The sequence below is a fragment of the Blautia sp. SC05B48 genome, assembly GCF_005848555.1.
Classification (GTDB): Bacteria; Bacillota; Clostridia; order Lachnospirales; family Lachnospiraceae; genus Blautia_A.
Map to the genome: position 1 here is coordinate 241,646 of NZ_CP040518.1, position 18,807 is coordinate 260,452.

At 47.0% G+C, this 18,807-nt stretch carries 14 protein-coding genes and 2 rRNA genes; 1 reads left to right on the forward strand and 15 read right to left on the reverse strand.

Annotated features, from left to right (window positions below; genetic code table 11):
- Nucleotides 1-20: 20 nt before the first annotated feature.
- The 3 genes from EYS05_RS01020 to EYS05_RS01030 are packed head-to-tail and all read right to left on the reverse strand — an operon-like array spanning nucleotide 21 to nucleotide 2,246.
- Nucleotides 21-755: a YveK family protein gene (locus EYS05_RS01020; protein WP_118608194.1), complete on the reverse strand. Its 735-nt coding sequence runs from the start codon at nucleotides 753-755 to the stop codon at nucleotides 21-23.
- Nucleotides 756-767: 12 nt separating this feature from the next.
- Nucleotides 768-1,484 (reverse strand): CpsB/CapC family capsule biosynthesis tyrosine phosphatase, encoded by a 717-nt coding sequence (locus EYS05_RS01025; protein ID WP_015525687.1) that lies wholly within the window; start codon nucleotides 1,482-1,484, stop codon nucleotides 768-770.
- A 36-nt stretch (nucleotides 1,485-1,520) separates the two neighbouring features.
- The gene (locus EYS05_RS01030; protein WP_015525686.1) at nucleotides 1,521-2,246 is read right to left on the reverse strand and encodes a polysaccharide biosynthesis tyrosine autokinase; all 726 of its coding nucleotides are present in this window, start codon (nucleotides 2,244-2,246) and stop codon (nucleotides 1,521-1,523) included.
- A 289-nt stretch (nucleotides 2,247-2,535) separates the two neighbouring features.
- Here EYS05_RS01030 and EYS05_RS01035 point away from each other — a divergent pair, with 289 nt between their 5' ends.
- The gene (locus EYS05_RS01035; protein WP_118608193.1) at nucleotides 2,536-3,414 is read left to right on the forward strand and encodes a homocysteine S-methyltransferase family protein; all 879 of its coding nucleotides are present in this window, start codon (nucleotides 2,536-2,538) and stop codon (nucleotides 3,412-3,414) included.
- Between the two features lie 156 nt (nucleotides 3,415-3,570).
- Here the strand turns inward: EYS05_RS01035 and ptsP are convergent, their stop codons facing one another.
- The 12 genes from ptsP to rrf all read right to left on the reverse strand — a co-directional run bounded on the left by ptsP (nucleotide 3,571) and on the right by rrf (nucleotide 18,801).
- Entirely contained in the window at nucleotides 3,571-5,223 is a 1,653-nt protein-coding gene (ptsP, locus tag EYS05_RS01040) for a phosphoenolpyruvate--protein phosphotransferase (RefSeq protein ID WP_138276391.1), read from the reverse strand.
- A gap of 29 nt (nucleotides 5,224-5,252) precedes the next feature.
- The gene (locus EYS05_RS01045) at nucleotides 5,253-6,293 is read right to left on the reverse strand and encodes a polyamine ABC transporter substrate-binding protein (RefSeq protein WP_138276392.1); all 1,041 of its coding nucleotides are present in this window, start codon (nucleotides 6,291-6,293) and stop codon (nucleotides 5,253-5,255) included.
- Nucleotides 6,294-6,326: 33 nt separating this feature from the next.
- Nucleotides 6,327-8,180: an extracellular solute-binding protein gene (locus tag EYS05_RS01050; RefSeq protein ID WP_022426291.1), complete on the reverse strand. Its 1,854-nt coding sequence runs from the start codon at nucleotides 8,178-8,180 to the stop codon at nucleotides 6,327-6,329.
- 12 nt (nucleotides 8,181-8,192) lie between these two features.
- Entirely contained in the window at nucleotides 8,193-9,011 is an 819-nt protein-coding gene (locus EYS05_RS01055) for an ABC transporter permease (RefSeq protein ID WP_015525682.1), read from the reverse strand.
- Complete coding sequence (gene potA, locus EYS05_RS01060; RefSeq protein ID WP_138276393.1) at nucleotides 9,011-10,057, reverse strand: spermidine/putrescine ABC transporter ATP-binding protein; 1,047 nt, start codon at nucleotides 10,055-10,057, stop codon at nucleotides 9,011-9,013. Before potA ends, EYS05_RS01055 begins: the two co-directional genes overlap by 1 nt.
- Entirely contained in the window at nucleotides 10,047-10,841 is a 795-nt protein-coding gene (locus tag EYS05_RS01065) for an ABC transporter permease (RefSeq protein ID WP_138276394.1), read from the reverse strand. The genes potA and EYS05_RS01065 overlap by 11 nt, the downstream gene beginning before the upstream one ends.
- Nucleotides 10,838-11,692, reverse strand: coding sequence for an ABC transporter permease (locus tag EYS05_RS01070; RefSeq protein ID WP_138276395.1), 855 nt, complete (start codon nucleotides 11,690-11,692; stop codon nucleotides 10,838-10,840). Before EYS05_RS01070 ends, EYS05_RS01065 begins: the two co-directional genes overlap by 4 nt.
- The gene (locus EYS05_RS01075) at nucleotides 11,685-12,947 is read right to left on the reverse strand and encodes an ABC transporter ATP-binding protein (RefSeq protein WP_138276396.1); all 1,263 of its coding nucleotides are present in this window, start codon (nucleotides 12,945-12,947) and stop codon (nucleotides 11,685-11,687) included. The genes EYS05_RS01070 and EYS05_RS01075 overlap by 8 nt, the downstream gene beginning before the upstream one ends.
- Before the next feature lie 138 nt (nucleotides 12,948-13,085).
- Entirely contained in the window at nucleotides 13,086-14,396 is a 1,311-nt protein-coding gene (locus EYS05_RS01080; protein ID WP_118625323.1) for an amidohydrolase, read from the reverse strand.
- 41 nt (nucleotides 14,397-14,437) lie between these two features.
- Nucleotides 14,438-15,265 carry an HAD family hydrolase gene (locus EYS05_RS01085; protein ID WP_138276397.1) on the reverse strand — a complete coding sequence of 276 codons (828 nt, stop codon included), beginning with the start codon at nucleotides 15,263-15,265 and terminating at the stop codon, nucleotides 14,438-14,440.
- A gap of 205 nt (nucleotides 15,266-15,470) precedes the next feature.
- A 23S ribosomal RNA gene (locus EYS05_RS01090) occupies nucleotides 15,471-18,358 on the reverse strand.
- A gap of 325 nt (nucleotides 18,359-18,683) precedes the next feature.
- Nucleotides 18,684-18,801 (reverse strand): 5S ribosomal RNA (gene rrf, locus EYS05_RS01095).
- Between the last annotated feature and the right edge of the window lie 6 nt (nucleotides 18,802-18,807).

The following is an 18,807-nucleotide window of genomic DNA, read 5'->3' on the forward strand; positions in this document are numbered from 1 at the left end:
TTGATCCGTTGTTGTTATTTTTATGCGTGACGTTTCTTTTTCTTTTTGGATTTCTTGCCCATTTTGGAAGAGTACGGAATCGTACCAAGTACACTTAATCCAAGATATTTCTCTACGTCTTCCGGTGTCTTTACGGTATCGTTTGTCAGATATACGATGATCACAACGGCTGCTGCCAGAAGGATACCCAGAAGTCCGCCGATCACACCGTTTTTCGGTACGCTTGGGCTTGACGGCTCATCCGGAATGTTTGCTGTCTCTACCACATTTACTGCCTTGATATCCATAACCTGCTGGATATGCTTGGAAGCAATATCTCTTACTGCGTTTGCGATCTCTGCCGCTGTATAAGGATCGGTATCTGTAACTGTGATGGATACTACTCGTGTATCGGTTGGTGTATCTACGGAAAGCTTCTTAAGGAGCTTCTCATGTGTCATATCCAGGTTCAGCTGTGCGATCACACCCTCGGTAACTGTACGGCTCTTGATCAGCTCCGCATAGTCCTTTGTCAGTGATGTACTCGTCTGGATATCCTGATTGGTCAGTGTGCTGCTGTCCTGCTTGGACAGTACCACGATCTTGGTTGTGGATTCATACTTCGGTGTGATCAGAAGCATGGTTCCCATAACAGCTGCCAGGCAGAAAACAATACCGGATAAAATGATAACACCCAGCTTGCTCAGTAACAGGTGAAATACCTCACCAAGATCGATCTCTACTTCGTCGTTGTTGTTAACAGTCTGATTTTCCATTTCTTTTCTCCATTACCCTGTGATTTTCCGGGGATTTTTGATAAAGATCTTCTTTACATATTCGCTCCCCATTGTTTTTTCCATTTTGGCGACACATTTGCCGATCTCCGGGATACGCTCCGTCTTACGGTGTCCGTCGGAACCGACAAAATCCAGAAGCCCATGCTTCATGACTTTCCGTGCGAAGGTTTTTGCCCCGAATCCGTCCTGACCGCTGATGGTATCTGCGTTGACCTGGATATGTGCTCCCATATCCTTCAGCTCTGTCAGGAATCCGATATCGTTCCGGGTAGCCTTATAACGTTCCACATGAGCGATGATCGGGATAAAACCATTCATCAGAAGACTTCTGACCCGTTCTTCAATATAATTTTTCTCATCTCCGTTGCTGAATTCCACAAGCACATATCTGGAACCTGCAAGGGTAAGCCGCCGTCCCTTCTTAAGGCATTCCACCATATCCATACTGGAATGGAGTTCACAGCCCAGATAAAGCCTCATGCCTTCATCACCAATATTCATGGCTGCTCTGCGCAGCTGCATGAACTGTCTTGTCACAATGTTCATATGCGGCTCAAACATATCATACCGGAAATGTGGTGTCAGGATCACATGACGTACGCCCTCCTGATACTCCTTATTGAGCATCCAGAGTGATTCTTCCATGTTTCTTGCACCGTCATCCACCCCGGGGAGGATATGACAATGAATATCATAAAGTCCCTTCATTAAAATAACCCACTCATTTCTGTTGTCAATGTCTTTTTATTTACTGCTGCTCTCACCATAATCTCCGTAGGAACCATACTTGCCGTACTTGCCGTATTTACCATACTTGCCATAGTGACCGTAATTGCCGGCCTTGCTGTAGTCCACCTTGTTCAGGATAGTTCCCAGGATCGGACAGTTGCTCTTGGCAAGCTGATCTCTTACTTCCTGTACAAAACGATAACTGATGGTACCGGATTCAACGACGATTACAGATCCGTCACAGGAATCTGCTATGATAGCACTGTCGATGATCAGTCCAAGCGGCGGTGTATCTACAATAACATAATCATAAACATCTCTTACCACACGGATCATATCCTTGAAAAGTCTGTTTCCGAGAAGCTCTGCCGGGTTCGGAGGTACGATACCGGAGAAGATAATATGGAACTTCGGAAGTGTAGTGGCACAGATCACGTCGGAAAGTTTGGCCTGCTTGGAAAGATAATGGGCAAGTCCCATAACCTCCTGGTCTACTGTCACACGTCCCATCAAAACGGATTTACGCAGATCGGCATCGATCAGAAGCACAGATTTGCCGCTCTCAGCAAGAGAGGCAGCAAGATTAAATGCCACACTGCTCTTTCCCTCATTAGGAGTACAGCTGGTAAGTGCGATCACTTTCTTATCTGCTCCGCAGAACTGGATATTTGTTCGCAGAGCTTTATAAGCCTCATCCATCTGGTGATCAGACTTCCAGTTGCTCAGTTTAACTTTAATCATAATTCCTTTTCACCTTTACCTTTATGTTCTATCTGATGACAGTCTTGCCCCTTGGGCATGTCTACAGATTATTATACAATCTCATTTCTTAATACGCAAGTTCTTTATTCGACAGAAAAGCCGCCAAATATGTACAATTTGCCTAATTTTTATTTTCCGACTCAGAAACAGGATAGATTATTTTTATTCCCTGTGTTAAAATAAACCCACGGCAATGAGTGCAGCGGTTACAGGAGGAGCCTTATTTTTTGCCAACCGTGATTGGCTGCCATAAGGAGGATATAAACATATGACAAAACAGGAATTTCAGAAATTGACCGAAGATCATGTCCTGCTGCTGGATGGTGCTACCGGCTCCAACCTGATGAAGGCCGGCATGCCACGTGGTGTCTGCACAGAGAGCTGGGTGCTTGAGCACAAGGATGTGATCCAGTCCCTGCAGAAGGCATACATCGAGGCGGGAAGCCATATCATCTATGCGCCTACCTTCGGCGGAAACCGTATTAACCTCACTATGCACGGGCTGGAGGATCAGATCGAACAGATCAATCATACCCTGGCCGGCTATTCAAAGGAGATTGCACCGGAGGGTGTTTTAGTAGCAGGTGATATCACCACCACCGGCAAGATGATGGCACCGGCCGGTGACATGACTTACGAAAAAGCCTTCGAAGTCTATCAGGAACAGATCGGCTATCTCCGTGACGCAGGTGTGGACCTGATCGTAGCGGAAACCATGATCAACATCGAGGAGACACTGGCTGCTGTAGACGCCTGCCAGAGTGTCTGCGAGCTTCCTATCATCTGTACCGTGACTGTAGAAGCAGACGGAAGTATCTTCAGCGGCGGAAATGCCATAGAGGCTGCCATGTCCCTGGAAGCTGCAGGTGCAGACGCTGTCGGCATCAACTGCTCGGTTGGCCCGGATCAGCTGGTATCGGTTATCCGCAATATCAAAGAGAACGTTTCCATTCCTGTCATCGCCAAACCCAATGCGGGAATGCCCCAGATCGATGATCTTGGAAATGCAGTTTACAGCATGACGCCTGCTGATTTTGCAGGTTATATGAAGGTGCTTGTGGACAACGGTGCCTCCGTGATCGGCGGATGCTGTGGTACCACACCGGAGTTTATTTCGGAAACCGCGCAGGTGCTTGGACTTCGATAACTTTAACCGGAACAGATATGTTTCCACGCACTGCTTCAATTGAGAACAGCAATAAGCCGTGAGTGGAAGATTCCGTCAAAAAAATCCTGAGGATCCTATGTGAGATATCAACAGATATCAACATAGAAATTCTCAGGATTTTTGTTTTTTCGGATATTATTTCTCTTTTACTGCTTCCGCCGGCCGGTTTGCCTCATCCGCATAGGAGCTGCGGATTGCTTTTCGCACAGGAAGTACACAGGCGGGAACAACGGAAAGGCCGTCCACTCCCATCTGGATAAAAGCTTCGGTAAGATTGGAATCTGCTGCCAGCTCTCCGCATATGTAAACTTCACATCCTGACTTATGTCCTGCCTCTGTTACCATGCGGATCATCTTTACAAGCGCCGGATGATGATCGTTGTATTTATCCTTCAAAAGAAGATTCTGCCTGTCCATGGCCAGAGTATACTGGGTCAGGTCATTGGTTCCAAGGCTCAGAAAATCTACACGTTTTCCAAGTTCTTCACTGATCATGACCGCTGCCGGTGTCTCGATCATAATTCCGGTACGGATGTTTTTGTAAGGAATGTTCTTCTCATCCAGACCCTTTTTTACCTCCCGGATCAGCTTCTCGATCTCATCCAGCTCATCCTCGGACGTGATCATCGGATACATCAGGTTGATATTTCCATAGGCACTTGCACGGTAAATAGCCCGAAGCTGCGCTTTGAACATTTTTTTGCGATCAAGGCAGAGGCGGATGCCACGGTTTCCCATCATAGGATTGACCTCATCAGGAATTGCCATATATTCTGCCTGACGGTCTGCCCCCAAGTCCACGGTACGGATCACTGCCGGACGTTCATCCATACCCTCGGCTACTTTTTTATAGGCACGGAACAGCTCATTCTCTCTTGGATAATTCTCTCTTCCGAGATACTGGAATTCACTTCGGAGAAGGCCGATACCTGCCGCTCCGTAATAAAGAACCGTATTCAGATCGTCCAGATTTCCGATGTTTGCCAGAAGCTTGATCTCCTTGCCATCGACTGTGATATCCTTCTGGTTCCGAAGTCTCAAAAGTTCTTCCCGTTCTTCCTTATCTGCTGCATGACGGATCTCATATTCCTTAAGAAGCTCCGGCTCCGGATCGATATACAGTGTTCCTGTATACCCATCTACAATAGCCATATGGCCATCCCATTCTTTCTCTATCTCCACCTCGACCAGGGTGGGGACTTCCATGGATTTTGCCATGATCGATACATGGGAAATAACAGACCCCTGATGCATGACTACCGCCAGAAGACTGGCTTTGTTCATCTCCAGAAGTTCATTGGGGGAAAGCTGCTCTGCTGCAAGGATCACCGGCTCATCTCCCAGATTGATCCGTGCATGGGAGCCACCCATGGCGCCGATCAGCAGCTCGGAGATCTCCCTGATATTTTCGATCTGTTCTTTGACAGCCTCGTCCTCCAGCTTGCGGAACACATTGGCAAGCTCATCCCTGGTTATCTGGACTGCGTAAGCTGCACTGACCTTTTCTGTCGTGATCATGCTTTCCACGGCCCGCTGGAAGCTGCCGCCACTTAAGAGCTTCAGCTGCCGTTTCAGGGTCAGCTCCTGCTCTTTTGGGAGGGGTGCTCCGTTTTTATACATATGCTGGATCTGGTTCTTTACCGCTGTTCTTGCATTATCCAGACGATCCAGTTCCTTTTTTACATTGTCTACCATGGACTGACGGATCTGATATTCGCCTCTGTGGTAATACAGTATTTTTCCAATGGCTATTCCGGAAAAAGCGGATGTACCTTTGTATATCTCCAACTGAAAAACCCCCTTACTGGTCCGTCTGCTCAATCGCAGGCAGCTTTAAACTCTGTCCAGATCTTATTGTATTCCTGCTCTGCTTCCTGGCTTACATTCTGTACGATCTCACCCTTTGTCACACTGTCCGGAACAACCAGGCTCTCGTCTACCAGATCATCTGCTGCCTTGTTTGTATTGTAGTATCCGATATAGTTGATGCACTGTGCAGATACTTCCGGCTCCAGGATATAATTGATAAATTCATTGGCAGCCTTCGCATTCGGTGCTTCACTCGGCACAAACATTCCCATAATACCAAATCCAAGACCTTCCTCCGGATAAACCACCTTAAGATCCGGATTATCCTTCAGTGCCTGTGTTACCTGTGATGTATAAAGAAATGCCACACTTGCCTCTCCGTTGAGAAGTGCATTCTGTGTATTGTCATCCTGGATCATGCGAATGTTCGGTGCCAGCTCTTTCAGCTTCTCACCGGTCTTGTCGATCACGGATACATCTTCTTCGTTCATGCTCTCTCCCATGGAAAGCTGTGTGATGCCACAGATCACGCGGTAATTACCTACGATGGCAATGCTGTCCTCCAGAGACTTATCCCAGAGATCCTTGTATCCTTTAATGTCGATATCTACCTGCTCCGGATCATAAACGATCAGTGGGATTCCTGCTCCGTAAGGTACTGTATATTCGTCATCCGGATCATAAAACTGTCCCTGATAAAGGGGGTTGATGTTCTTAAAATTGGAAACGGTATCCTTGTCGATCTTCTGAACAAGTCCCTCTTTTACCGCGCTGTCGATAATGTAATCATCTGCAATTACCACATCGTAATCGCCGCCCTTTGCCTGGGAAAGCTTCTCAAGCATGGTCTCATCGGTATCAAAGTTGGAATATACCACCTTGGTCCCTGTTTCTTTTTCAAAATCATCCAGCACTTCCTGCGGAAACATTCCGTCCCATGTATAAAGTACCAGTTCATCCTTATCCTTTGCACTGACACTGACACCTGTTATCATAGATGTTCCAAGTATCGCACATAACATGATCGCTGCTGCTTTTTTTGATTTCATAGAACCTCCTTCATGTCTCTCTCTGACGTCTTGTTATTTTGCTTTTACCTTTGTCCAAAGCTCTGCGAATTTCTGTTTGATCTTTGGCTTCTGGTATCCGAAGATCTCATTCTTTGGATTGTCGATCTGCGGAATATAGGAAGAAATTCCCTCATAAGTTCCGTTCTTCATCTCCTCGAATGCACTCTTTACAGTAGAAGTATATCCTACTTCTTCGGTATTGGAAAGAGCATTTTCATCATCCAGCATAAAATTGATGAACTCATGAGCCAGATCTACTTCATTGCAGTCCTTAGTGATGACCATGGCATCATACCAGGTATTGGTTCCCTGCTGCGGAGTATAATAGCCAAGCTCCGGATTTTCGCTGATAATATAGGAAGCATCTCCGGAATAAACAACCGCCATTGCCTTGTTTCCTGAGATCATGTTGTCGATCACATCATCACCTGCATAGATTGGATCCATGGTATCTCTCTGCCGGATCAGCCACTCATAAGCCTGCTGGATCTCATCAAGATTCTTTGTGTTCATGGAATACCCCAGCGCTTTCAGGGCGATCATAAAGGAATCCCTTTCGGAATCATACATATAAAGATCTCCCTTATATTTTTCATCGCAGAGAATATTCCAGCCCTCTTTGTCAAGATCCTCCTGAGAGACTACATTCTTATTATAAAGGATTCCTACAGTTCCCCAGAAATACGGACAGGAATAACGATTTCCCGGATCATAGTCCTTATTCTGTACCTCGGGAAGAAGATTTTTGCTGTTTGGGATCTTTTTCCAGTCAAGGGCCTGAAGATATTCCTCCTTGATCAGTCTTTCGATCATATAATCTGACGGAACCAGAACATCGTAGGTTTCACCACTGGCCAGCTTGGTGTACATCATCTCATTGGACTCGAAGGTTTCATATACAACAGTACAGTTATACTGCTTCTCAAATTTGTCCAGAAGACTCAGGTCCATATATTCTCCGGCATTATATACACGAAGCACGTGGTTTCCCTGGCTTACAATCGTCCACTTTCCCAATACCAGAACAACCGCAGCAGCTGTGATAACCGCAACGATCCTTCTTTTTTTCGGATCCATTTTTTTTACGGTGGAAGCCTGTAGCTTCGGCATGATCAGATTTGCAAAAAGAAGCACCAGTACAATAACCACGATCACAATGGTAGAAAGAGCGTTGATGGTGGGATTGATACGCTTTGTCATATTATATACAACAATGGAAATATTTTTTACTCCGTTTCCGGAAACAAAGTAGGAAATTACAAAATCGTCAAAGGACATAGTAAATGCCAGGAGCGCTCCCGCAAAAATCCCTTCTTTGATCATAGGCACAATAACCTTGGTAAGTGCCTGATATGGCGTTGCGCCAAGATCCATGGCTGCATTGGCAAGGTTCGGATCCAGGCTTCGTACCTTCGGATATACGCTGGTGATCACATAGGGCGTACAGAATGCGATATGTGCCAGCAGCATGGTCAGATAGCCTTTCGTCATTCCCAGCGAAGAAAACAGCAGCATCAGACCAATTGCGGTTACGATCTCCGGGTTCAGGATCGGAAAGTTATTGATGGTAAGGACCATCTCCTTCAGCACCTTTCTGGATTTTGAAAGTCCGATGGCTGTGATGGTTCCCAGCACTGTGGAAATAACGGTTGCCAGAATTGCCACTGTGACCGAAACATAAACCGCCTTACTGATCTCCATGTTGTTTATCAGCTCCCCGTACCAGCGCAGGGAAAATCCTGTAAATCTGGTCAGGGACTTGGATGAGTTAAAGGAAAAGATCATGGTCACAAGGATCGGAAGGTAAAAAAATGCCAGACACAGCACTACGTATAATTTTGAAAATATGGTATTTTTTCTTTTCATCTCCTGCCTCCTTTAATCGTCCTGGGTATCCATCTTCTTCATCAGGCTCATAAAGATCAGGATGATCACTGCCAGTATCAGAGAGATGGCACTTCCGAAGTTCCAGTCGCCTACAGAAATAAACTGTGACTCGATGAGATTACCGATCAGCATGTACTGGCCGCCGCCGAGAAGCTTTGGAATAACGAAGGTTGATATGGACAGAAGGAATACCATCATGATACCATTGACAACACCCGGCATGGAAAGCTTCCAGGTGATCCTCCAGAAGGTCTGGAAGGGATTGGCACCAAGGTCGTTGGCCGCTTCGATCAGTGACTTGTCCATTTTACTTAAGGATGTATGGATCGGAATGATCATAAACGGCATAAAGTTACAGACAAGGCCCACGATAACGGAAAAATCTGTATACATCATGGTGATCGGTGAGATTCCCAGCATTTTCAGAAGGTTGTTCACCAGACCATTGTCAGAAAGAATGTTCATCCATGCATAGGTACGGAGAAGCATGTTGATCCACATGGGAATGGTGACCATAAGGATCAGAAAGCTCTGCACCTTTTCGGAATATTTGGAGATAATGTACGCCAGCGGATACCCGCAGACCAGGCAGATCAGTGTGGTCAGGATACCCAGGCGGAAGGATTTCAGGATAACACTTAAATATGTAGCTTCCAGAAATTTTGCAAAATTCGCCCATGTAAAATGCAGGGTCAGAACTTCATTTCCATCTGAGGTAAATGCATAAAGCACGATCAGGATCAATGGTACCACGATCAGGATCGAAGCCCAGATGATATACGGCTTGATCAGATGCTTGAACTGTTTCATTAGTATCCTCCCATTCTGCACATAACGTGGATATCCTCAGGACCAAACTTCAGTCCCACTTCACGTCCCACTTCTGCATAATCGGTAGTGTGAACCATGTATGTGCGAAGCTCCGTCTCGATCAGGATCTCATAATGCACGCCCTTGAACGTAATGTTCCGTACAGTTCCTCTGATCTTGGCCTGCCCCGGTTCCACAATATCCAGATCCTCCGGGCGGAGAACAACCTCAATGGCTTCGTTGTCCTCAAATCCTTTATCCACACATTCAAACCGGAAACCATCAAATTCCACCAGGAAATCTTTGATCATAGTTCCTTCTATAATATTGGACTCTCCGATAAATCCTGCCACAAAACGGTTCTCCGGCTCATTGTAGATATCTGTCGGGCTGCCGATCTGCTGGATCTCACCGTTGTTCATAACAACTACGGTATCAGACATGGAAAGTGCCTCTTCCTGGTCATGGGTGACATAGATAAAGGTGATCCCTACCTCTCTCTGGATTTTTTTCAGCTCGATCTGCATCTGCTTACGGATCTTGGCATCCAGAGCACCAAGCGGCTCATCCAGCAGAAGGACTTTCGGCTCATTGACAAGAGCTCTGGCAATGGCAACTCGCTGCTGCTGTCCACCGGAAAGAAGTGTGACATCTCTTTTTTCGAAGCCTTCCAACCCTACCATTTTCAGCATTCTTTTTACCTTCTGCTCAATAACAGATTTATCTACCTTTTTCAGATTCAGGCCGAAACCGATATTGTCCATAACATTGAGATGCGGAAACAATGCATATTTCTGGAATACCGTGTTGATCTCTCTTTTATATGGAGGCAGCTTGGAGATCTCAATACCGTTAAACAGCACCTCTCCGCCGCTTGGCTCCTCAAATCCTGCGATAATTCTTAAGGTTGTTGTTTTTCCACAGCCGCTGGGGCCCAGAAGCGTAAGGAATTCGTTTTCGTGGATGTCCAGATTAATACCCCGGAGCACCTGCTGGTCATCAAAGTTTTTTGTGAGATTTTTTAACTCGATCAGTTTATTGCTCATCTTTTATATTCCCTTTCCCGCGTTTTTCTGCGATCAGATATACTGCCAGTACCAGAAGGATCACTCCCAGCATTATGGTACAAAGTGCATTGATCTCCGGCGTAACGCCTGTTTTCATCTGTGTGTAAACTTTTATCGGCAGCGTGGATACACGTGGCCCGGTTACAAAAATGCTGATCACCACATCGTCCATGGACATGGCAAAGGCCAGCAGAGAGCCGGATATAACAGCCGGCATGATCAGCGGCAGGGTAATGTCCCAGAAGGCCCGAAAGGAACCAGCACCAAGATCTCTGGCTGCCTCTTCTAGGGACGGATTCATTCCCACAAGCCTTGCTTTTACCTCCATCAAAATATAGGGCACACAGAAAACCGTGTGTCCGATCAGAAGTGTCAGCATTCCAAATGGCAGGTTCAGCATATAGAAAAATGCCATCAGTACCATTCCCAGAATGATTTCCGGGATCATCAGAGGCAGGATGGAAATATACTCCATCACCCCTTTTGTTTTCCAGTGGATCCTGGAAAGTCCTACAGCCCCCAGTGTTCCGATCACTGCAGATACCCCACAGCTGGACACCGCCAGGATCAAACTGTTTTTCAATGCCTGGATCAGATCCCTGTCCTGAAACAGTTCCTGATACCATTTCAGGGAAAATCCGGTAAAGCGCACCGGAAGTCTTGCTTCATTAAACGAAAATACCACTACCACACCAATGGGCAGATACATAAGGAAAAACAGGATTCCCAGGTACAGTCCTGAAAGCTTTGAGTTCTTTTTCATCCGATTCCCTCCAGTTCCTTCACATTGGTAAGCTTCCGATATAATACGATCATCAGAGTTGTCAGTATCATCAGTACCACAGCCAGTGCTGCGGCAAAGGGCCAGTTATTGCCTCTTGTCATCTGCTCCTGGATCAGACTTCCCACTAGTACGATCTTGTTTCCGCCCAGGATATCCGCAATAAAAAACAGACCCATAGACGGAATAAAGGTAAGTATCACTCCGGAAAGAAGTCCCGGCAAAGTCAGCTTAAAGGTGACGCTCCAGAAGGCCTTCCATCTGCTGGCTCCAAGGTCTCTGGCAGCTTCCACAAGGGACCAGTCCAGCTTTTCCGCACTGGAATATACGGACAGTGCCATAAACGGCAGCAATACATAGATCATACCGATCACGATCGCCGGATAGCTGTACAGGATTTTTAAGGGCTCCTGGATGATGCCAAGCTTCATCAGCAGATAATTCAGAAGGCCCTTTTTCTGGAGAATGATGATCCAGCCATAAAGACGGATCAGGGAGTTCACCCAGAAAGGCAGCATCAGGAAAAGCATGGCCAGCTTCTTTTTGCCCTCGGAAAGCTTTGCCATAAAGTATCCGAAGGGGTAGCCCACCAGACAGATGATCAAAGTGCTGGTGAGCGCAAGGCGGAAGGATCCCGTAAAGGTCTGCAGGTATACAGGCTCCAGGATCTGCTTGTAATTATCCAGAGTAAATTTCCAGTTCACGCCGTAGCCGCCGTCTGCTGTGGAAAAGCTCATTGCGACCACATACAGAAGGGGCAGTGCAACAAAGATCAGCGTGAAGAGATACAGCGGCAGGATCATCCATACGGAGCCTGCTCTATGCTTACGCATTGGTTCCTCCTGCACAGGGACCTGACTGAGCCGGCAATACTTCTTCTGATCTTTCTTCCCTATCTACCAGCACTGCATCTGTAGGAAGAAAACAGCAACGCACCTTTTCTCCTACACTGACATTTGTATCAATGCCGTAACGGCTTGCCACGATTTCCTGACCTTCCGAAGTTTTCAAAACAACACGGAGCTGGCCGCCGGCGAAGGTTTTTTCAATGACTTCGGCGGTTAAGCCATCGCAGCTGTCATCTGTGGTTTTTTCTGCGGGCTCCTGTACACTCTTTTGTGTGTTTTCTGATGTGCAATTTGGCGTGCTTTGTTGTGCAATTTTTTTATTTTCTTCAAACCGGATATTTTCGCTTCTTACTGCAATAGTAACCTTTTCTCCTTTTTGCGGAAAAAATCCTCTGTCAGATTTGGCTGCGGTGTTCATTGATACTTTTACTTTTCCGGCATCAGTTCTTACGGTGATCTGAGCGGAAGTACCGTCAATCTCCTCTTCCGCAATGCTTTCCACAATACCGGTCAGGATATTGGCATTTCCAACAAAGGTTGCCACATAGCTGGTCTTCGGATGATTATAGATCTCATCCGGCGTCCCGATCTGCTCAAAGCGTCCGTGGTTCATCACAGCGATCGTATCAGACATGTTGATAGCTTCTTCCTGATCGTGGGTGATATAGATAAAAGTGATCCCCAGCTTCTTCTGCAGGCGCTTCAGCTCTTGCTGCATGGCACGCCTCAGCTGCAGATCCAGCGCACCAAGGGGTTCGTCCAGAAGAAGTACCTCCGGATTGTTCACAAGTGCTCTGGCTATGGCCACGCGCTGGCGCTGACCGCCGGAAAGCTCTGACGGCTTACGCCTCTCAAAGCCCGGAAGCTGAACAAGCTCCAGCATTTCTTTGACTCTTCTGCTGATCTCTGCTTTCGGTGTTTTTTTCAGTTTCAGCCCATATCCAATGTTATCTGCTACATTCATATGGGGAAAAAGTGCATAATTCTGGAACACTGTATTCACATTGCGCTGATTCGGTTCCAGAGATGTCACATCCTTTTCATCCAGAAAAACCTGGCCGGAATCCGGCTGTTCCAGACCTGCAATGATCCGCAGTGTGGTGGTTTTTCCACAGCCGGAAGACCCCAGCAGGGTGACAAATTCTCCTTTTTTTGCTGTAAGACAGATGCTTTCCAGGATGTCCTCACCTTCCTGGAAGCTCTTTTTTATGTTTTTCAGTTCTAATGAAATTTCGGACATCTGGTTCTCCTTCTGTTTGCCATGATATCTGCTCCCTGCATGGGCGTCTCTGATATAAGATTGCTTATTGCACTCTCGCAAGGGCGTTCCTGGTTCAGGATTGCTTATTGTACCACGCATGGGATTGCTATAGGTTAACTACTCATTTTCATGAAAATTATCTCGTATATACTGACAATAAGTTTCTTTATTAAATACAGGTTTAAATTCCTGACAGATTTTTTTTGCTTCTTTTGCCTGGTCACAGAGAAGACGATACGTAGTCAGTGCCAGAAGCTTGGCTGGTTTGATATAAGCCAGTTCTTCATCCATGATCTTAAAATCTGCTCCGTGAAGTTTCCCCGCAAATCCTCCGAATGTAAAATTCAGCACCGGAAACAGATGGGTCAGGTCTCCTACGTCGGTACAGGCGTTGTTAAAATCTGCCGGCTTTGAACACCGGTATGAAGCATCCAGAAGCTTTACAGATTCTTCCATCACTTTATCCGCACCTCTGTGCAGGATCGGCATATATCCCTGAAGCGGTTCTCTTTCGATCGTACCACCGAATGCATAGGCAGCTCCGTCATAGGCGCGATCCATTTTTTCCTGTGTTGCCCGGATCGCATCCAGAGACGCTGCACGGACTTTTGTTTCGATCACCGCTTCGTCCGGAACTGCATTGATCACATCTCCGGCTTTTCGGATCACGTTGTGAAGACGCACATGGTCTTCCTCCCGGAACGTTTCACGCATCAGTCCCATCATCTGGATGGCACTGGAAGTAATACTTAATGCATTGACACCATCCCATGGATCAATAGCTGCATGTGCGGCTTTTCCTCTTACTGTCACTCGTTCTGCGGAAAATCCATTGCAAGCCGCATTCCCCAGGTAAAAATCTTCCTCCACCTGCATCATGTGCACGTGGGTTGTCAGAATAATGTCAGAATGGTCAAATTCTCCAAGACGGATCAGTTCGCTTTTTCCGGATGCAGGAAAACCGATTCCCTCTTTACGAAGCCGTGCACGTTTATCTGCATCGATGTATTCCTCCGCCGGAACGGCAAAAAAAGATACGGACCCAGACAGAGAGGCTTGAACCTCCTCATTGGTCAGTGCCAATGCTGCGCCGATCATGGCTGCAATCTGTGCGTGGTGTCCGCATGCATGTGCTGTCCCGTTAACGGGATCAGCCATCGGATGCGACTTACATCCGATGGCGTCAAGTTCTCCGATAATAGTAACGTTCGGTCCGTCCTGTTCCATCCACTCAGCGCGAACCCCTGTGCGTGCAAGTCCCCCATGTACACGGAGTCCAAGGCCACGCAAAAAAGCCGCTACGTGTGCGGCTGTTCTCTCCTCATAAAACCCTGGCTCCGGATGACTCTGAATATCCTTCGCAAGGGCTATGATTTCTTCTCTATGTTCATCTATAGTCTGAATGATTTTTTCTTCAATATGATTCATGTTTCGTAACCTCCATTTTCCGCAGGTTAAGCTATATGATATCATAAAACAGTTGGTTTGAAAATAGATATTTTTTGGAGATATTTCGCTACTCCGTCATTTTCATTGGAGCCGATGATCCCGGTTGCCACAGCTTTCAGTTCACTCACTGCATTTTCCACTGCATAGGCTTCATCCGCTATTTCAAACATATCAATATCATTTTTTCCATCACCAAAAACAACTAATCTGTCACATTCCAGTTTTTGTTTTAACTGCAAAGCAGCCTGCGCTTTGGATGCTTTTTGCGGCATGATCTCCAGCCACTGCTCTCCTGTATAGATGTCTTTTTGATAAACAACATGATATTTATTTTTATATTTATGATAAAATGGTTCAAGCTTCTCCGGCTTATCAATGCAGGTAATATAAAAAAGATCTCCATACATCAGTTCAGATTCTGTAGTTACAATATTTGTACGTTTGTCGCCCTTCCGGCTGTTTAAAAATGCCTGCATTCCACTTGTTGCCTTTGCCGCTATATAAGAAAACTTTTCAATATTATTCTGATATGAATATATGATCGGATATATTTCATGCGCAAAAAGATCCCTCAATACCTCATATATATCCTCTGCAAAATAATTGGCAATAAGGATTTCCTCTGTTATATTATCTTTCACAAATGCCCCGTTGTATATAATAAGCGGGAAATGTGTGTTAAGGCTTTCTGTTACTTTTTTTGCCGTATTTAAGGAACGGGCTGTTGCATAGGAAAATAACATGCCTGAAGAAGTTAAAGCATTGATCGTTTTTATTGTATATGGAGATAAAGTTTCATTTTTTCTCAAAAGAGTCCCATCGAGATCTGATACGTATAATGTTTTCATAAACAAATCCTTTCGTTTTGCTGTGAACTGTGAATAGAGAAACTTTTTTCAGTTGACAGAGAAATTGATGGTAAAGTATTCCTTTATTATAGCACAAAAAAAGTGGCCATTTAAGCCACTTTTTTACGATTGTATATTCAAAACTACATACATGTTCTGTTGATGATCGTTAATCTTTTTTGAATCAATTCTTAACCTGCGTTTCTTGGTCAAGCCCTCACCCGATTAGTAACAGTCAGCTCCATGTGTTGCCACACTTCCACCTCTGCCCTATCTACCTCGTCGTCTTCAAGGGGGTTTACTTCACTAAGAATGGGATATCTCATCTTGAGGGGGGCTTCACGCTTAGATGCCTTCAGCGTTTATCCCTTCCGGACTTGGCTACCCGGCCATGGCTTTGGCAAGCCAACCGGTCCACCAGCGGTCCGTCCATCCCGGTCCTCTCGTACTAAGGACAGCTCCTCTCAGATATCCTGCGCCCACGCCGGATAGGGACCGAACTGTCTCACGACGTTCTGAACCCAGCTCGCGTACCGCTTTAATGGGCGAACAGCCCAACCCTTGGGACCTACTACAGCCCCAGGATGCGATGAGCCGACATCGAGGTGCCAAACCACTCCGTCGATGTGAACTCTTGGGAGTGATAAGCCTGTTATCCCCAGGGTAGCTTTTATCCGTTGAGCGATGGCATTCCCACTTAATACCACCGGATCACTAAGCCCTACTTTCGTACCTGCTCCACCCGTCGGTGTCGCAGTCAAGCTCCCTTCTGCCTTTGCACTCTTCGAATGGTTTCCGTCCATTCTGAGGGAACCTTTGGGCGCCTCCGATACCCTTTCGGAGGCGACCGCCCCAGTCAAACTCCCCGCCTGGCATTGTCCCACCGCCGGATTACGGCGGCTGGTTAGAAGCCCAATATCACAAGGGTGGTATCCCAACAGCGGCTCCGCGGCAACTGACGTTACCGTTTCTCAGCCTCCCACCTATCCTGTACATGCAACACCGGACCCCAGTGCCAAACTGGAGTAAAGCTCCATGGGGTCTTTCCGTCCTGGCGCGGGTAGCCAGCATCTTCACTGGCACTTCAATTTCACCGGATGTATTGCCGAGACAGCGCTCAAATCATTACGCCTTTCGTGCGGGTCGGAACTTACCCGACAAGGAATTTCGCTACCTTAGGACCGTTATAGTTACGGCCGCCGTTTACTGGGGCTTAAATTCAAAGCTTCGCATTGCTGCTAACCTCTCCTCTTAACCTTCCAGCACCGGGCAGGCGTCAGCCCATATACCTCACCTTTCGGTTTCGCATAGACCTGTGTTTTTGCTAAACAGTTGCTTGAGCCTATTCTCTGCGGCCTGCTCTCGCAGGCACCCCTTCTCCCTAAGTTACGGGGCCATTTTGCCGAGTTCCTTGGCAATACTTCTTCCGCCGGCCTTAGGATTCTCTCCTCATCCACCTGTGTCGGTTTACGGTACGGGTACAGTATAAACAATAGCGGCTTTTCTTGACGCATGGCTCACGGGCTTCGCTACTATATTTCGCTCCACATCACGTCTTCCCATTGCACGGCGGATTTTCCTACCGTACTGGTACCTCGCTTGTACCGGGCTTTCCATTCCCGGCTCCCGCTCTCCTTACGTGTCCCCACAGTTCTGTTATACTGCAGTACAGGAATATCAACCTGTTGTCCATCGGCTACGGCTCTCGCCCTCACCTTAGGTCCCGACTCACCCAGGGCAGATCAGCTTTACCCTGGAAACCTTGGATATTCGGCCTAGAGGATTCCCACCTCTATCTCGCTACTCATTCCGGCATTCTCTCTTCCATGCAGTCCACAGCTCCTTTCGGTACTGCTTCTTCCCGCATGCAATGCTCCTCTACCAATCTTTTCAGATTCCTTAGTTTCGGTGGCGCGTTTCAGCCCCGGACATTTTCGGCGCAGGACCTCTCGACCAGTGAGCTATTACGCACTCTTTGAATGTATGGCTGCTTCTGAGCCAACATCCTGGTTGTCTTCGAAATCCCACATCCTTTTCCACTTAACGCGCACTTTGGGACCTTAACTGTAGGTCTGGGCTCTTTCCCTTTTGACCGCCCAACTTATCTCGTGCAGTCTGACTCCCGGTGATATCTACACGGCATTCGGAGTTTGATATTCTTCGGTAGGCTTTGACGCCCCCTAGGAAATTCAGTGCTCTACCTCCGCAAGACTCACACCGAGGCTAGCCCTAAAGCTATTTCGAGGAGAACCAGCTATCTCCGGGTTCGATTGGAATTTCTCCCCTATCCACACCTCATCCCCACCCTTTTCAACGGATGTGGGTTCGGTCCTCCACTACCTCTTACGGCAGCTTCAACCTGGACATGGATAGATCACCCGGTTTCGGGTCTACTCCTACTGACTCTGGCCCTCTTAAGACTTGGTTTCCCTACGGCTCCACACCTGAAGTGCTTAACCTTGCCAGTAAGCGTAACTCGCCGGACCGTTCTACAAAAAGTACGCGGTCGTACATATAAAGTACTCCCACAGCTTGTAGACACAGGGTTTCAGGTTCTCTTTCACTCCCCTCCCGGGGTCCTTTTCACCTTTCCTTCACAGTACTATGCGCTATCGGTCACTAAGTAGTATTTAGCCTTAGGGGGTGGTCCCCCTTACTTCCCACAAGGTTCCTCGTGTCTCGTGGTACTCCGGATCCTGCTCAGTCAGCTCTGCTTTCACGTACGGGGCTTTCACCCTCTCCGGCCGGCTTTCCCAAAACCGTTCTGTTAACTTCGCTGAATCTTAAATGCAGTCCATGACCCCGGCATGCACGCACACCGGTTTAGGCTCCTCCGCGTTCGCTCGCCGCTACTTACGGAATCGATGTTTCTTTCTTTTCCTCCGGGTACTTAGATGTTTCAGTTCCCCGGGTTCCCCTCCATACGTTATGGATTGGCGTATGGATGCATGAGGTCTGCTCATGCGGGTTTCCCCATTCAGACATCTCCGGATCACGGGATATTTGCTCCTCCCCGAAGCTTTTCGCAGCTTATCACGTCTTTCATCGGCTCTTAGTGCCAAGGCATCCGCCCTGTGCCCTTATTGCTTGACCTTTCGCTTCATCACCCTAGCGTAGGTGATGCGGTCTCTTGATTCTCTGTTGTATCACGCTCTCGCGTTTTACAACGGTGTTTGATTACTCTGTTCAATAACAGATAAATCGATGTCTTCTATCTTTGCGTTTGCATTAATTTCTTAATACTTTGCGTTTAAGGATATTTGATTAACTTAATCAAATCTCATGTATGCAGTTTTCAAGGTACAATACTGGCTGATGTTTTATCAGCCATCTGAAAGGAAAATAGCTTTTTCTCTCAGATCACTGGTAAAACCAGCATCTATCCTCATCAGGATCTCTCCTGTTTTTCTTTTTTTTGATCTGGCGCCCACCTGCTCTCCCACACCGTCTCCAGTGCAGTACCATCGGCCGATTGGGTCTTAACCGTCGTGTTCGGGATGGGAACGGGTGTGTCCCCCAACCGCATCGGCACCAGAAATATC

Coding starts and splice junctions, on each gene's coding strand:
- EYS05_RS01050 (WP_022426291.1), bottom strand. CDS start 8,180: ATGAAAAGAAAAAATACCATATTTTCAAAATTATACGTAGTGCTGTGT.
- potA (WP_138276393.1), bottom strand. CDS start 10,057: ATGAGCAATAAACTGATCGAGTTAAAAAATCTCACAAAAAACTTTGAT.
- EYS05_RS01075 (WP_138276396.1), bottom strand. CDS start 12,947: ATGTCCGAAATTTCATTAGAACTGAAAAACATAAAAAAGAGCTTCCAG.
- EYS05_RS01080 (WP_118625323.1), bottom strand. CDS start 14,396: ATGAATCATATTGAAGAAAAAATCATTCAGACTATAGATGAACATAGA.
- EYS05_RS01070 (WP_138276395.1), bottom strand. CDS start 11,692: ATGCGTAAGCATAGAGCAGGCTCCGTATGGATGATCCTGCCGCTGTAT.
- EYS05_RS01065 (WP_138276394.1), bottom strand. CDS start 10,841: ATGAAAAAGAACTCAAAGCTTTCAGGACTGTACCTGGGAATCCTGTTT.
- EYS05_RS01020 (WP_118608194.1), bottom strand. CDS start 755: ATGGAAAATCAGACTGTTAACAACAACGACGAAGTAGAGATCGATCTT.
- EYS05_RS01025 (WP_015525687.1), bottom strand. CDS start 1,484: ATGAAGGGACTTTATGATATTCATTGTCATATCCTCCCCGGGGTGGAT.
- EYS05_RS01030 (WP_015525686.1), bottom strand. CDS start 2,246: ATGATTAAAGTTAAACTGAGCAACTGGAAGTCTGATCACCAGATGGAT.
- EYS05_RS01085 (WP_138276397.1), bottom strand. CDS start 15,265: ATGAAAACATTATACGTATCAGATCTCGATGGGACTCTTTTGAGAAAA.
- EYS05_RS01045 (WP_138276392.1), bottom strand. CDS start 6,293: ATGAAATCAAAAAAAGCAGCAGCGATCATGTTATGTGCGATACTTGGA.
- EYS05_RS01035 (WP_118608193.1), top strand. CDS start 2,536: ATGACAAAACAGGAATTTCAGAAATTGACCGAAGATCATGTCCTGCTG.
- EYS05_RS01055 (WP_015525682.1), bottom strand. CDS start 9,011: ATGAAACAGTTCAAGCATCTGATCAAGCCGTATATCATCTGGGCTTCG.